The sequence below is a fragment of the Ralstonia nicotianae genome, from assembly GCF_018243235.1.
Classification (GTDB): domain Bacteria; phylum Pseudomonadota; class Gammaproteobacteria; order Burkholderiales; family Burkholderiaceae; genus Ralstonia; species Ralstonia nicotianae.
Window position 1 is genome coordinate 988,367 of record NZ_CP046675.1, and the last position, 13,636, is coordinate 1,002,002.

Consider the following 13,636-nt stretch of genomic DNA (forward strand, 5'->3'; position numbering starts at 1 on the left):
CTCAGTGGAATGAAATCGGGGTGCCGGCGTCACCGTGCCAGCCTGTCCTCCAGTGGCCACACATGGATGTCGCGCAGGCTCAGGGGCTGCCTGGCCTGCAGGCGGGGCGCCTCGGGCTCGGCCGCCGGGTAGCAGCACGTGGTGAGCACCGCGACGCCGTCGTTGACGAACATCTCGACAGAGCTGCGGTCGATAAACACCTGCAGGCGCGTCACCGGGCCGCCTATTCCGCAGGTTTTGCGCTCATTGATCTGCCCCGCCATCGGGCAATGGCGCCGCAGCGTCAGCGTGCCGACGCCGTCGAACGCGAGGGACAGCGACTGCTGCGCGCTGTCGAACAGGTGCAGCACCCAGCCGGCCGGGCATTCCGCGCGGATCGACAGGTCGAGCTCCCATGCCCCGCCGTCCGGCTGCGGCAGCACGAACGCCGTGTTCGCCTCCAGGTCGACGTCGGGCACCCGGATCGTCGCGCTCCGCAGCATTGCCAGTTCCCGCGCCGGGCGCTGCATCAGTTGGTCGCCTTCGAGCGTCAGCTCGCGCGGCAGGGTCAGGCAATGCATCCAGCCCGAGGCAACCGTGGGCGTCTGCGGCTGGACCGGCAGGCCCATCCAGCCGATCAGCAGGCGGCGCCCGTCCGGACCGAGCAGCGTCTGGGGCGCGTAGAAGTCGAAGCCCTGGTCGAGCGGGCGGAACCCGCTGTGCGGGAACTGCGCGCGCTCCAGATCGATCTGGCCGAGCATGTAGCCGGCCACGTCGCTGCGGCGGTTTCCGCCGGCGCCCGTCTCCATCGTCTGCTGGCAGCACACCAGCACGGTGCGGCGGTCCAGCGTGAACAGGTCGGGGCATTCGTACATGTAGCAGGGCAGCGCCGGCGCGATCAGCTCGCCCAGCGACTGCCACTGGCGCAGATCGGGGCTCTTCAGGAGCAGGACGGTCCCGGTCAGGTCGGTGCGCTGCGCGCCGAGCACCGCGTACCAGTGATCGCCCTGGCGCCATGCCTTGGGGTCGCGGAAGTGCCCGGTGTAGCCCGGCAGCACGCCGTTGATGACCGGGCCCAGCTTGTCGAAGCCAACGCCGTCGCGCGAATGCGCCAGGCACTGGTAGCTGGCCCGGCCACCGTCCGGGCTGCGGACGTTGCCCGAATACAGCAGGAACAGGTCGCCGTCGACCTCCACCGCGCAGCCGGAATAGCAACCGTCTTCGTCGTAGGGCGCGTCCGGCGCGAGTGCCGGCGGCAGCAGCTCCCAGTGGATCAGGTCAGTGCTCCTGGCGTGCGCCCAGTGCTTGTTCTCATGGCGGCACCCGTGCGGGTTCCACTGGTAGAACACGTGGTAAGCGCCGCGCCAGAAGATCAGGCCGTTCGGGTCGTTGAGCAGGCCCTGCGGCGGGCACAGGTGATAGGCCTGCCGCCAGGGGTCTTCGATGACGTCGAGAGCGAGTGTGTCAAGCACCGGACTTCTCCCCGAACGGAACGGTCACCTTCAGGCAGGCAAGCCGGGCACAGACGAACGCGACGGAGAACGCGATGCCCGCGCCGATCAGGTAATTCACCAGGCTGCCCGGCTGCACGATGGCCAGCCCCGGGAATCCGGTCAGGGCGATGCCGGTCATGCCCACATGCGTGGCCACCACCCAGCCGCCGGCGACGGCACCGCCCACCGCCGCAGCGATGAACGGCCGGAAGAAGCGCAGGTTGATGCCGAAGATCGCGGCCTCGGTGATGCCCATCAGGCACGACAGCGCCGCGGGCAGCGCGATCTGGCGGATCTTGTCGTCGCGCGAGACGCTGAACACCGCCAGCGCCGCGCCACCCTGGGCAATGTTGGCCATCGACCAGATCGGCAGCAGGAAATTGACGCCGATCGACGGATTGGCGAGCAGCCCCGCCTCGATCGCATGAAAGCTGTGATGCACGCCGGTGACGACGATCGCCGAATACAGACCGCCGAACACCAGACCGGCCAGTGGCCCGCCGTGCTGGTACACCCATTGCAGGCCGAACGACAGTGCGTCGCCGAGCGCGCGGCCGATCGGACCGACCACCGTCAGCGCAATCGCGCCGGAGATCAGCAGCGTCAGGAACGGCGTGAAAATCAGGTCGACCCCGGTCGGCACGACGCGGCGCACGAGCCGCTCGATGCGCGCCATGATCCACACCGCGAACAGGACCGGCAGCACGGTGCCCTGGTAGCCGACCTTGGCCACCGGCACGCCGAACAGGTCCCAGTATTCGCGCACGCCGCTGCCGAGCGTCCAGGCGTTCTGCAATGCGGGATGGATCAGGATGCCCGCCAGCGCCGCCGCCAGGAACGGCGACACGCCGAAGCTCTTGCCCGCCGAGAACGCGATCAGGATCGGCAGGAACACGAAGGCCGTGCTGGCAAAGATGTCGAAGATCTGGAACAGCGCGTTGCTGCCCTCGGCCCAGCCCATGCTGCGCAGCATCCCGAGCACGCCCATCAGCAGGCCGGAGGCCACGATGACGGGGATGATCGGCACGAAGATGTCGGACAGGGTGCGCGCCAGCCGCTGGACCGGATTGAGCCGAGTGGTGGCTTCGCGCTTGACGTCTTCGAGCGACGCGGCCGCCGTGCTGTTGAGCAGGGGCTGGAGCGCGTCGTGGACCCGGTTGACCGTGCCCTGGCCGATGACGATCTGCACCTGCCCGGCATTGCTGAACGCGCCCTTCACCAGCGCCAGCGCCGTGATCGCGCCGTGATCGACCTTGGCCGCGTCGCGCACCACCAGCCGCAGCCGGGTCGCGCAGTGCGCCAGGGACACCACGTTGTCCGGCCCGCCCAGCAACGGCAGCAGGGCCTGTGCTGTCTCCTGTTCATTCATCTCTGTCGTCTCCTGTTCATCATTGACATGGTATCGATACCACATCCGGTAATTGTTCCGCCCGTCAAAAGCGGCTGTCGGGATCGTTGCTAGGTGCTGCGGCGCAGCGCCAGCCGGTACGGCATGACGATGCGCTCAACCTCGGCGCTATTGCTATTGGTCTCCCAGAGCTGGAGCATCAGCCGGGCGGCTTCGGCCCCCGTGCCGGCGTAGTCGTAGTGCACCGTCGACAGGGCCGGGCGGACCATGCTGGCCGTGTCGCTATCGCCCATGCCGGCGACCGCCATGTCGTCGGGCACACGCAGGCCGTGGTCGTGCAGGCACGCCATGACGCCCACCGCCAGCCGGTCGGTGACCGCCAGGATGGCCGTGCAGCGCGCATCGCCGCTGGCGCGCAGCAGTTGCTCCGCGGCCTCTTCTCCGGCGCCGGAGCGGAAGCTCGCGCGGATGATCAGCGCCGGGTCCACCGGCAGCCCGTGCACCTGCAGGGCATCGAGATAGCCGGCCGTCCGCTCGCGGCCGACCTGGATGTCCTCCTCGTCCACCGTCACCAGCCCGACCCGCTTGTGCCCTTGCGCAAGCAGGTGCTCCATGATCTGCCGGGCCGCGGACCGCTCGTTCTGGATCACGCTGGTGATGCCCAGGTGGCTGGCGTCCTGCCCGATCATGACGATGGGCAGACCGGCCTCCCGGATCGCGTCGATCAGGTCCGTGTTGACGGTGGTCGCCAGGTGCAACACCCCGGCGACGCGCTGCCGGCGGAACAGATCGTAGGCCGTCGCCTCCTCCGCCACGGAGTTGGCCGTGTTGGCCAGCAGCATCTGGTAGCGCAGCGGCGCGAGCGTCGCGGAAATCCCCGCGACGATCTCGCTCGTGGTGTACGAATTGATCTTCGGAATGATCACCCCGACCAGCCCCGAGCGCTGCGACTTGAGCTGCTTGGCCAGTTCCGACGGCGTGTAGTGCATGCGCGAGACCACCGCCTCGATACGCTCGCGGACCTCGGCCTTGACGTAGCCGGAGTTGTTCAGCACGCGCGACACCGTCGATGTCGACACGCCGGCGAGCGTGGCGACATCCCGGATGGTCGGACGTTTTTGTGGGATCGATACCATGCCGGGCACAATAGACAATTCCCGATCCGGAGTAAAGGGCCGCGTGCGATACCTTTCAGCGGCTGAAAAGGCACCCCGCCACAGGGCACCGGGAGGCACCCTGGCCGGCCCGGCAGACCCCATTCCCGGCTCGCCGCGGCGCGCGCCAGGACCTGCGGCGCAGGCAACGCATCCGCCCTGACCGAAGGGCCACCGGCGCACAGGCACTGACAGAGGCGACAGGCGGCTTGCCGGGCCGGGCGCGCTCCGACGAACCGGGTTCGGCGCCCGCCCTGTCTCATTGAGGCATCGCTACGGCTGGCTGTGTGCCGCGTGCCGCAGAGGACGCCCATACAGCCCTTCTGTTTGCTGGGGCCCGAGCGCGTCGAGAAACGTCCGGCAGCGTGGCGCCCCCGTGAGCATGAGCACCGCGCGCATGGTACCGATGACATCGCGCCAGCGGTCCAAACCCCGCCGGCGCATGACCGCCGCCGCTCGCGGCATCCCGAGCGGATCGCACGAGCAGGCCGGCGCTCTGTCGCGCGGGCGCGCAACCGCAGCCCACGCAACGTCCGTCACGCCGCGGGGGCGGCGCTCGGGCTGGCGCGCCGGCTTCGCCTCGCGCCCTCGCCATGCCGTTCCCCGCATCCCGCCCTCGTCCCCGACGGCGGGGCGTTTTCAAGCCAGCGTTACCAGCACTGCGACGCGGTATTATTGCCGCTGTTGCCCTGCACGCCCAGCTGATTGATCGTGTAGGTACCGCAGGCGTCGGACTGCTGGGGACCGGGGTTGGCCGGCACGGCCGAGGCCGAGAATCCGGGCAGCGTGCTCGTGCCCGGCGACCCCGTGACTTGCACGTACAGCTGGTAATAGGTCTGCCCGTTCGTCTGCAGCGCGACGGGGAACGCCGTTCCGGCGTAGCCCAGCGCGGACGGCGTGCTCGCGTAGTTGTTCTGCAGCGCGAAATAGCGCTCCTGGCGCGAGGCCAGGTCCAGCAGGGCCGTCTTGGCCTCGGCCCGGTGCGACTTCATGATGTAGCTGCTGTAGGACGGATAGGCGATCGCGACCAGGATCGCCACGATGGCGAGCGTGACCATCAGCTCGACGAGCGTGAAGCCCGCCGAATGCCGGATGGCAGAAGCAGTCTGTTGAGATTTCATGGTTAGCGCAGCTTGACCCAATTGACACGCGAGCCGGTCGCCGAGGCGCCGGGGTTGACCGCGGTCGCAGAACCCTTGCCGTCGCTGGTCTGCTGCACCATGGTCACCCCGCTGTCCGTCGTGACGAACGAGGGCGTGCCCGTGCCGCTCAGGCCGATGCCGCTCACGATGCCGCCGTTGTAGGTGGAGAAATTGCCGTTGCTGTCCCCGAAGAACGAGGACGACCCCGCGCCGCCGGCGCCGATCGTGATCGCCATGGTGTAGCCCGAGGCCTGCGTGGTGCTGCAGGACAGGATCTGCGTCACCGCCGGAATGGTGGTGTTCACGACGAACATGCCGTACGCCAGCGTCGGGTTATAGATGACCTGCTCGTAGTTGGTGGTGGAGCCCGACGTCGTGCTCGGCAGCACCAGCTTCCAGCCGTATTGGTTGTTGCCGCTGGAGCAGACGCTCGACCCCTGCCAGCAGACCTTGTTCGTGCTGACGGTCCGGTACGACGCCGTCGAGCCGCTGGCGGTGGACTGCGAGGTGATGGTCTGCGTCTGCAGCGACGATACGGTCACGGTCTGCGGCGCGGCCAGCGAGCTGTACTGCGACGTTGCCGCCGCCTTCGCGTTCCAGGCGCTCATGTTCCAGTCCCAGACGCCGTAGAGGGCCTGGCTGGACGTCGCATACGCCGCCGCGCTGGTCAGCGTGGCGGGCAGGCTCAGGCCCGTGCCGAAGGCGACCACAACGCGCGGGTTCCCGCCCGCGGTGTCCGGAACGGACGCCACCACCACCTTGGACGAGATCGGCTGGCCGGCCGTGGTCGAGAACAGCGGCGACGAGGCCACCGACCACGAAGACGCGGTGGCCGCCGTCAGGTCAAAGCGCCAGACGTTGCCGAACAGATCGCCGGCATAGACGTAATCGGTGATGTGATCGCCGTCCAGGTCGGCCGGCGTGATATAGGCGATGCCGTTCTTGCCGCCCTTGCCCGTCGGGTCCTTGGCCGCGCCGTAGCCGGTGTCGAAATAGTAGAACGTCTTCGCCCCGCTGCTGGGGTCCACCAGCATCACGAACAGGCCGGCCGTACCGTTTTTGCTGTTGTAGCCATTGCCGAACAGGACCGCCCACATCCCGTTGTGCAGGCGGCGGATGACCGGGGTGCCGTAGGTATTGCCCAGGTACTGGCCGCAATTGGTGACGTTGGCGCAGGTCAGGCTAGAAGACGACCACTCGCCGATCACCAGCGAGCCGGCGTTGCCTTCGCTGAACTGGGTCGGATCGGTGATGTCCAGCGCGTAGATCGTGCCGCTGGCCGAAGTCGTGCTGTCCGCGATGGTGCCGGCGGCATTGCCGCCGCCGCCGAGGCCGCCGACGAGCCAGGTGTGCCAGGCGCCGTTGTAGTACAGATCCCCAGTGCCGGGCGTGGCGTCGACGTACAGGTTGTGCGAGTACGACGGCGAGCTGAAGTCGACCTTGCCGGTGGTGCTGTGGATCGTGCTCAGCACCGCTGCCGGCATGTAGGCCAGCGCCTCCACGCCATCGTTGGGCGTGGCGGTGGTGCTCACGAAGTTGCCGCTCGAGTCGTACGCGCCCGCGCGGAATCCGTGCACCATGCCGTCGTTGGCGCCCACGTAGACGACGTTCTGGCGCGTGGCGTAGGTGCTCTTGAAGGTGGCATAGCTGCCCGTCGGCTCCGCCGGCGAAGCCGAGCCGTTCAGCGCGTCGACCCACGGGCCGTTGTACGACGAGGATGGCGCGCCGACCCAGGTCGGGCTCGAGTTGATGATGTCGCCCAGCACGCCGGTGCGCGTGCGGTAGGGGCCGCTGCTGCTCGCTTCCTGGGTGCGGTCGCCGCGCAGGTACAGCAGCCGGTTGCTGTTGACGGTGCTGTCGCCGGACGTCAGCGACGACTGCTGCGTCGAGCTCAGGTTGCTCCACTCGAAAGGAATGCCGGCGGAGCCATTCCAGGTCAGGATCTTGCGCGACGCGGGGCTGGTGGCCGTGACCGTGGCCGAACTGCCCATCGCTTGGCAGGAGCCGCCCGTCAGCGTGCAGCTGGCATCCCAGTTCGCCGTCGAGGCAATCGACACGGTGCCGGTAGTCGAGTCCACCAGCAGGCTTTGCGCGGTCAGCTCGCCCCACCAGTTGCTCGGGTGGTAGTAGGCCAGGTACAGCTGCGTGCCGGCCTCGACCCGGGCCGACTGCTGCACGTTGGCGCCGGCCGAGCTGCTCGACTGCTCGACGGGCGCGGCCTTGAAGCAGGTGATCTCGTGCACGTTGCTGCCGCCGCCCGTGCCCGCGGAGAAGCCGAACCGGAACGACGCGGGCAACGCGCCGTTGGACGACGTGATGCTCTGGCTGGTGATCACCGGCTGCGCCGTGCCGCCGTTGACGCTGTACGACAGGCTCAGCAGGCCGTCCTGCGTGATCGTCAGGCCATACGTGATGGGCACGGCGGAGCCGCGCAGCGGCTTCGAGACGGCTTCCTGGTTCGCGATCGTGAACGACAGGTCATCGCCGGTGATGTAGTTGTAGTTGTAGGTCAGCGCCGATTTCTTGGTCGGGCTCCAGCTCCCCTGGCTGAAGTCGTAGAGGTAGCCGGTCGAACAGGTCTTCTTGACCGCCGTGGCCTGCTGCGAAGCGCTCAGCGAAGACGGGTAGTAGCTGGGATAGGTCGCATTCAGATAGGACCAGTTGGTGCTGCCGGCACCGCGCAGGCTGATCCGGCTGGCCTTGAAGCCGGTACCGGAACTGGTGTTGTCGCTGCTGTTGGAGAAGTTGCCGAATTCGTCGATGCCCAGCCCGATATAGCCGCCCAGCACGCCGTCGTACGTGCTGTTCACGTTCGAGCAGCTGTACCCGAGGCTCCCGCCCAGCGCCCCGACCGTCGCCGACTTCGAGCCGTCGGCCAGGAAGAAGCTGATGCCGTCCGCGCCGGTGCCGCTGTAATTGTTGCCGCCGTAGGTCACGGTCGTGAACGTGACCTGCAGGCCCTGGGTGCTCGGGAACGTGAAGTTCGACACCACGGCACCGGTCTGATACGTCCCGTTGGAGCCGCTGGTCGAGGTATCGCCGTTGGTCAGGCGCAAGGCGCCCGAGCCCACCGCATCGGGCAAGGTGCCGGTGGCGCCGCCGACCAGGGTCTTGCCGCTGTAGTAGCTCAGCCCGGAGCACGCGGGAATCGAGCCGGTATTGTTGCCCGCCGTCAGGCAGGCGCCGTTCAGCGCCTTCCAGTCGTACGAGGAGGACGCGCCGGTCAGCGTGTCACTGATGACGAGCTGGGCCCGCGAGACGCCCGGCAACGCGGCGGCCACCGCCAGCAGGAAAGTCCATTGCTTCTTGTTCATCATTATTGTTGTCCCAGATCTTTCGCACCCGACGCAATCTGATACGTGCTCTGCACGACGGACGCAGTGGTCGCGTCACCGCCGTAACCGAACGCCGTGACCTGATAAAGCGCGGCAAGGCCGTTCGCCGAGAGGCCGAGGTAGTTGATGTACAGCCCCGGCTTGGCGGCATAGTTGACGTCGCCGGACGACGTCAGCCCGCCGCCGCCGTTGGCGGTCATGGACGGCGGCAGGTAGTCGGACCGCACGCTCCATGGGAGGCTGGTCGGCGAAGTCGGCGCCAGATTGCACACCCGCATGCCGGTCGACACGTTGGCGCTGGTCACGCCGCTGCATGTCGACGCCGACAGGCTGCTGCTGCTTTGCCGCAGCCACCACTCCCCGTACTGCAGGGCGCTCTGCGCCGACTCGAACGCCCGCTGCTTGTCGCGCGTGTTGGCGGCAATCCGCTCCTGCAGCCCCAGGCTGCGGAACATGCCGAGCCCGAACAGCGTCAGCACGAGCAACAGCATCAGGCCGACGATGAGGGTGTAGCCCTGGTCCGCGCGGCGACCAAGGCGAAGACGACCATTGAAACGGTTCATGTGACGCGCCCCATCAGGCTGATGTTCTGGATCCATTGCGTTGTCTGGGTCTGTCCGCCGGAGACCGAGAGCGACGTCGTGAACGTCAGCGTGACCCGGATGGACCGGACCAGCGCCCAGTACCCGCCCGACTGCACCTGGGTGGCGGACATGTAGGTGTCGACATAGCCGTTGCCATTGGTATCGACGCCATACGTCACGCTGAACCCGGACACGCCGCTCACCAGCGGGACGGCTGTTGCGCCATTGAGCGAACACTGCAGCTCATTGGCGGAACTGATCGAAAAGGTGTTGACGTAAACCTGGGTCGTACCGGACGCGTTGGTGCCGCCCAGACAGTTCAGGATGCCGTCGCCGGAGGCGGTGGCATAGCGCAGGGTCAGCTTGTCGCTGGCGCTGCCGGTTCCCGTCCCGGTCGTTCCGTTGACGGCCTGGCCGGCCACCAGCGGTCCGTACGAGGCCGTGGAATCGGCGATCAGCAGCGATGCCAGGGTATTGTTGACCGGATCGGGGAAGTACCCCGCCGATTGCGCGGTGCCGGTCAGGATCGACAGCGCCAGCCGCTCGTTGTCCTCCAGCAGGGCCAACTGGTCCTGGTTCGTGAACGATTGCTTCATGTTGATGAAGACCACCACCACGCCGCTCAGGATGACCAGCGAGATGACCATGGCAATCATGAGTTCGATCAGGCTCGTGCCTGACTGGCGGACGGCTGGCCGCCACTGCTTGCGGTGCGATGCGGCGCTCATGGCTGGATGTAGAGCGTGAAACTCTGGGTGGCGGACGACGTCACGCCCGAGGCCGACGTCATGCTGTTGATGGCGACGGACTTCTCGTTCCACGATACGGTGGCGATGCACGACACCGGCACGCTCACCGAGGTGCTGCAGGTGACCGTCGCGCTGTAGCTCGGGAACTTCGCATTCATCGCGCTGGCCCAGGTCTGCACGTCGTAGGCGGCAAGCTGGCTGGGCGTGCATGCGCTCGAACACCCCGACACCGAGGCATTGAGCGTGCCGGACGCATCCGTGACGGTGGCGGCGCTGACCGTGAACGTCGCGGGGGCCAGGCCCGCCGCCCAGAAGGCCTTGTTCGCATGCATCGCGGCCGCCAGCGACTCGGTCTGCAGGGCGATCAGGGAGCGCACGCGCGTGTTCTGCGTATAGCTGATCGAGGCCGCCTGGAGCTTCGCCAGGCCCAGCAAGCCGACACTGATCACGACCAGCGTGATCAGCGTTTCGATCATCGAGAAGCCGGCCTGCCGCCGGCGGGGCACGATCATCATGCGCATGAGCCGGTCCCCGCGCTTTGAACGACCTGGCGGCCGACCACGTTGATGGCGACGCAGCGCGTGGCCTGCTGGTTGACCGGCGCGGTGTGCAGCACCAGCGTGACCGTGCCGTTGGTGAGCCCCGTCGCGAAGCCCTCGCGGTTGTAGGTGAGCACGGTCGTGGTGGGGCTGGCGACAAAGGTGTCGCTGCCGGCAAAGGTGGCGCGCCTGCGCAGCACGACGTCGGCGCTCGAATCGATCGCCCCCGAGCCGTTCACGTCGTTGAAGACAATCCAGCCGGCCTGCCACTTGTTGCTGCCGAGGCAGGTCGCGCCATCCGACGACACGCAAAGGCTGACGGGCTGCCCCCGCTTGATGGCCTCGCTGCGCGCGAACTGCAGGTCGTTGACGAGCGAGTTGACTTCGGTCGTCGTGCGGGCGCTCTGGATGGTCGACTGGAAGGACGGCGCCGCGAACATGACGAGGATGGCGACGATCGAGATCACGATCACCATCTCCACCAGCGTGAAGCCGCGCGCGCGGCCGGATGCCGCCACGGCACGGCACGGGCGACCGGCAGGTTGAATGCAGGATGAATCCGCCAGGGCAGCCCCGATGGGGGCGACCACCGCCACCATCATGGCCTCGGCCGGCACCCAACCGTGTGCCGACAACGCGCGCTGGCATGCAGGCTTGCTTGCCACAGAACCCCCACCCCGAATTGACGAGAACTTATCGTTGTATGGCGCACGGGCCCTGTGATGCATCAGCCCATGTCCCGCCTCTTGGATGGCGATTCTCAAACAATATTGAGGAGGAAAAATGGAGTTCAGGTGAAGGTCACATTACATAATTTTCACCTGTCCAGCCCCCTTCAAGGGGGGTATCGCGAGGTAGCAGCAGAATCGCCCGGTGCCTGTCGCAGCGCGCTCCTGGTGCCGGACGGGCGCGGCCGGGGAAGATGGTGAGCATTGACTCACCGCGCGCGGCCGGGAAGCGCGGCTGCGTGGGCGGCGGGCACCGCCGGCCAGCCGCATGCCTTCACTATTTGACGATCCCGGCATACATGCTGTGCGCCGCCCATCACTTGAGGGTGCGTTCGCTGGTCGTGACGATGCGCTGCGACAGCATCCGCTGGCAGCCGGCCACGTTGATCAGAGCTTGCACGTCGGCGTGCCGGACTGCCGTTCGAGCGGTATCGTGCCCCGCTGCGCCAGCCCGGGATAGCGACGCAACGAAGCGGCAAACTAGCCCGGCAGGCCCCCGCGCAGCGTCACGCGGACGTCCACGCGCGACGGCGCCAGCGCGCGCTCGAAGATGGCGCGCGCGGCGAGCGTGGCGCCGGTCCCGCACATGAACGCATCGATGGCGGCAAACCCGTGCTCGGGCCAGGTGTGGATGGACAGATGGGATTCGGCCAGCAGCAGCACGCCAGTCACGCCGCCGCCCGCCTCCGCCGGCGCGTTGGCGCCGGGCGCGCCGAAGCGGTGCAGATGCGCGTGCAGCACGGTAGCGCCCAGCGCATCGGCGGCCTCGCGCAGCGTGGACTCGAGCAGCGCCGCATCGCGCAGCAGCGCGGGAGACACGCCGTACAGATCCAGCAGCAGGTGTTCGCCGACCGGCGGCATGCCGCCTTCTGCCATGGCCGGGGCCATGTCGGTGCGCGTCACTTGTGGCCTCCGCTGAAGCCGCCGCCGTAGCCGCTGCCCGACGACCCGCCCCAGTACGAAGAGCCGCTGCTGGAGCTGCTGCCGTACGACGGCGAGCGCGGCGCCGCGAAGCCCGCCTTCCAGTTCATGTAGGTCGCGCCGATCACCACGGCCACGGCATAGAGCAGAAACAGTTGCCTCATTCCCCGCCCCCGACCTTGACGGCCAGCCACGCCGGCAACAGCAGCAGCCCCGCCGCGAACAGCGTGATGACGACGACCGACCCCGGCGCCATGAAGAACGGCACCAGGTTCAGCAGACCGAGCAGCACGCAGGCCACCACCGCCACCGTCATGTAACTGCCGTCGGCCGGCTTGACGGGCTCGGCCACCGTCTTGCCGAACCAGGCCTGGATCTCGGCGGACGAGACCGGGGTGCTGCGGGACCAGTTCAGTTCATGCGCGTCGCTTTCGGCGGCCAGGCCGTTGGCGGCGGCGCCGTATTCGATCACGCGGGTCACGTCGCCGCTCTTGACGCGCCAGTTGAAGGCGCCGGCGGCGTAGCTCACGCGCGCGCTGTAATCATCGCTGCGCGCGTAGCGCTTGCCGTCGAGCACGGCGCCGCCCGCATCGACCGTCTCCGGCCAGCGCTCGAGCACCTGGGCGCGCGACCAGCCCTCATCGGTCTCGACCAGCCACAGGAAACCGCGGCTGGCGCTGTACAGCAGGTATTCGAACCACTCGCCGTCGCCATTGACGACGGTGCGCCGCATCACGCCGATGATCTGCCATTGCGCGCCGTCGATCACCGCCTTGGCGCCCAGGTCCAGCGTGGTGACGACCTCCGGCACCGAGCGCGCCCGCTCGACGAGCTCGGCGCGCGCGGCGGAGGTATCGACGGCGCTGCCGCACGACGGGCACAGCAGGTGCGTCGTAACGCCTGGGCTGAAGGGCACGCTCGTGCCGCACGCCGGGCAGTCCAGGTTGACCAGCTTGCCCGGCAGCGCCCCCGCGCTGTCGCGGATGTCCTGGTCGGAGCGCAGCAACTGACAGTTCAGCGCCTTGAGCGAGGTGGCCACGCCCAGGTACAGCACCGGCGCGGTGCCGTCGGAATAGTCGAGCGTCAGGAAGGCGTCCTTGCTGCGCCCGTCCGCCACGCGCGCGCGCCAGCCCTGCCCGACGCGGAACGGCAGCTCGCCCTCGCCGCCGGTGCAGTCGGCCTCGCGCACGTCCGACAGCACGAACCGCTTGCCGTCGGCGTCATACGATTGGCCCGGCCGCAGCGATTCGAACGGCACCGCATCGGCGGGCCGACCGCTCGCCAGCGTCATCGTCACCTGCCCGGAGGCCTCGGCCAGCCAGCCGTCCGAGCCATCGTCGAACAGCGCGTACCACTCGTTCCAGAAGCCGGCGTCGTAGCGCAGCTGGATGCGGCCGATCACGGTGAACGCGCGGCCCTGGTAGCGCCCGGTGGTGCCGATCTGCACGCGCGCGTAGTCTTCGAGCACGGCGGACATCTTGCCGATGTCCTTGAGCGTCTCGCCGTCGCGCAGCAGCGTGCTCTTGCAGAAGCTGCACACCGCCATCACGGCGGCGGCAGACTTCAGTTCCACCGGCGCGCCGCACGCCGGGCAATTGGCATGAAACATGGTCAGCGAGGATCCGATAGCACAGGAAGACCGGGGCGGCCGCAATGGCCGCCCG

At 68.0% G+C, this 13,636-nt stretch carries 12 protein-coding genes; all 12 read right to left on the minus strand.

The window, feature by feature from the left end; translation table 11 throughout:
* Positions 1-29: 29 nt before the first annotated feature.
* The 12 genes from GO999_RS20460 to GO999_RS20515 all read right to left on the minus strand — a co-directional run bounded on the left by GO999_RS20460 (position 30) and on the right by GO999_RS20515 (position 13,581).
* A complete protein-coding gene (locus GO999_RS20460) occupies positions 30-1,451 on the minus strand; it encodes a glycoside hydrolase family 32 protein (RefSeq protein ID WP_016726254.1) in 1,422 nt (473 codons plus the stop codon).
* Positions 1,444-2,841: a sucrose-specific PTS transporter subunit IIBC gene (locus GO999_RS20465; RefSeq protein ID WP_011004567.1), complete on the minus strand. Its 1,398-nt coding sequence runs from the start codon at positions 2,839-2,841 to the stop codon at positions 1,444-1,446. Before GO999_RS20465 ends, GO999_RS20460 begins: the two co-directional genes overlap by 8 nt.
* An 89-nt stretch (positions 2,842-2,930) precedes the next feature.
* Positions 2,931-3,956: a LacI family DNA-binding transcriptional regulator gene (locus GO999_RS20470; protein WP_019720004.1), complete on the minus strand. Its 1,026-nt coding sequence runs from the start codon at positions 3,954-3,956 to the stop codon at positions 2,931-2,933.
* 668 nt (positions 3,957-4,624) lie between these two features.
* Entirely contained in the window at positions 4,625-5,095 is a 471-nt protein-coding gene (locus tag GO999_RS20475) for a type IV pilin protein (protein ID WP_211907173.1), read from the minus strand.
* Positions 5,096-5,097: 2 nt separating this feature from the next.
* Entirely contained in the window at positions 5,098-8,433 is a 3,336-nt protein-coding gene (locus GO999_RS20480) for a pilus assembly protein (protein ID WP_069079545.1), read from the minus strand.
* Positions 8,433-9,014: a pilus assembly PilX family protein gene (locus tag GO999_RS20485; RefSeq protein WP_019720003.1), complete on the minus strand. Its 582-nt coding sequence runs from the start codon at positions 9,012-9,014 to the stop codon at positions 8,433-8,435. The genes GO999_RS20480 and GO999_RS20485 overlap by 1 nt, the downstream gene beginning before the upstream one ends.
* The gene (locus GO999_RS20490) at positions 9,011-9,763 is read right to left on the minus strand and encodes a PilW family protein (protein ID WP_011004572.1); all 753 of its coding nucleotides are present in this window, start codon (positions 9,761-9,763) and stop codon (positions 9,011-9,013) included. Before GO999_RS20490 ends, GO999_RS20485 begins: the two co-directional genes overlap by 4 nt.
* Positions 9,760-10,296 carry a type IV pilus modification protein PilV gene (gene pilV / locus GO999_RS20495; protein ID WP_028861881.1) on the minus strand — a complete coding sequence of 179 codons (537 nt, stop codon included), beginning with the start codon at positions 10,294-10,296 and terminating at the stop codon, positions 9,760-9,762. Before pilV ends, GO999_RS20490 begins: the two co-directional genes overlap by 4 nt.
* Entirely contained in the window at positions 10,296-10,988 is a 693-nt protein-coding gene (locus GO999_RS20500) for a GspH/FimT family pseudopilin (protein WP_211906797.1), read from the minus strand. Before GO999_RS20500 ends, pilV begins: the two co-directional genes overlap by 1 nt.
* Positions 10,989-11,531: 543 nt before the next feature.
* Positions 11,532-11,954 carry an adenosylmethionine decarboxylase gene (gene speD, locus GO999_RS20505; protein WP_011004575.1) on the minus strand — a complete coding sequence of 141 codons (423 nt, stop codon included), beginning with the start codon at positions 11,952-11,954 and terminating at the stop codon, positions 11,532-11,534.
* On the minus strand, positions 11,951-12,136 hold the full coding sequence (locus GO999_RS20510) for a hypothetical protein (RefSeq protein ID WP_011004576.1): 186 nt from the start codon (positions 12,134-12,136) through the stop codon (positions 11,951-11,953). Before GO999_RS20510 ends, speD begins: the two co-directional genes overlap by 4 nt.
* The gene (locus GO999_RS20515) at positions 12,133-13,581 is read right to left on the minus strand and encodes a DUF4178 domain-containing protein (protein WP_087452696.1); all 1,449 of its coding nucleotides are present in this window, start codon (positions 13,579-13,581) and stop codon (positions 12,133-12,135) included. The genes GO999_RS20510 and GO999_RS20515 overlap by 4 nt, the downstream gene beginning before the upstream one ends.
* Positions 13,582-13,636 lie beyond the last annotated feature (55 nt).

What these genes read in the sequence shown, in the direction of transcription:
- GO999_RS20465 (WP_011004567.1), bottom strand. Translation starts at nt 2,841, where the DNA reads ATGAATGAACAGGAGACAGCACAGGCCCTGCTGCCGTTGCTGGGCGGG.
- GO999_RS20470 (WP_019720004.1), bottom strand. Translation starts at nt 3,956, where the DNA reads ATGGTATCGATCCCACAAAAACGTCCGACCATCCGGGATGTCGCCACG.
- GO999_RS20475 (WP_211907173.1), bottom strand. Translation starts at nt 5,095, where the DNA reads ATGAAATCTCAACAGACTGCTTCTGCCATCCGGCATTCGGCGGGCTTC.
- GO999_RS20480 (WP_069079545.1), bottom strand. Translation starts at nt 8,433, where the DNA reads ATGATGAACAAGAAGCAATGGACTTTCCTGCTGGCGGTGGCCGCCGCG.
- GO999_RS20485 (WP_019720003.1), bottom strand. Translation starts at nt 9,014, where the DNA reads ATGAACCGTTTCAATGGTCGTCTTCGCCTTGGTCGCCGCGCGGACCAG.
- GO999_RS20490 (WP_011004572.1), bottom strand. Translation starts at nt 9,763, where the DNA reads ATGAGCGCCGCATCGCACCGCAAGCAGTGGCGGCCAGCCGTCCGCCAG.
- pilV (WP_028861881.1), bottom strand. Translation starts at nt 10,296, where the DNA reads ATGATCGTGCCCCGCCGGCGGCAGGCCGGCTTCTCGATGATCGAAACG.
- GO999_RS20510 (WP_011004576.1), bottom strand. Translation starts at nt 12,136, where the DNA reads ATGAGGCAACTGTTTCTGCTCTATGCCGTGGCCGTGGTGATCGGCGCG.
- GO999_RS20515 (WP_087452696.1), bottom strand. Translation starts at nt 13,581, where the DNA reads ATGTTTCATGCCAATTGCCCGGCGTGCGGCGCGCCGGTGGAACTGAAG.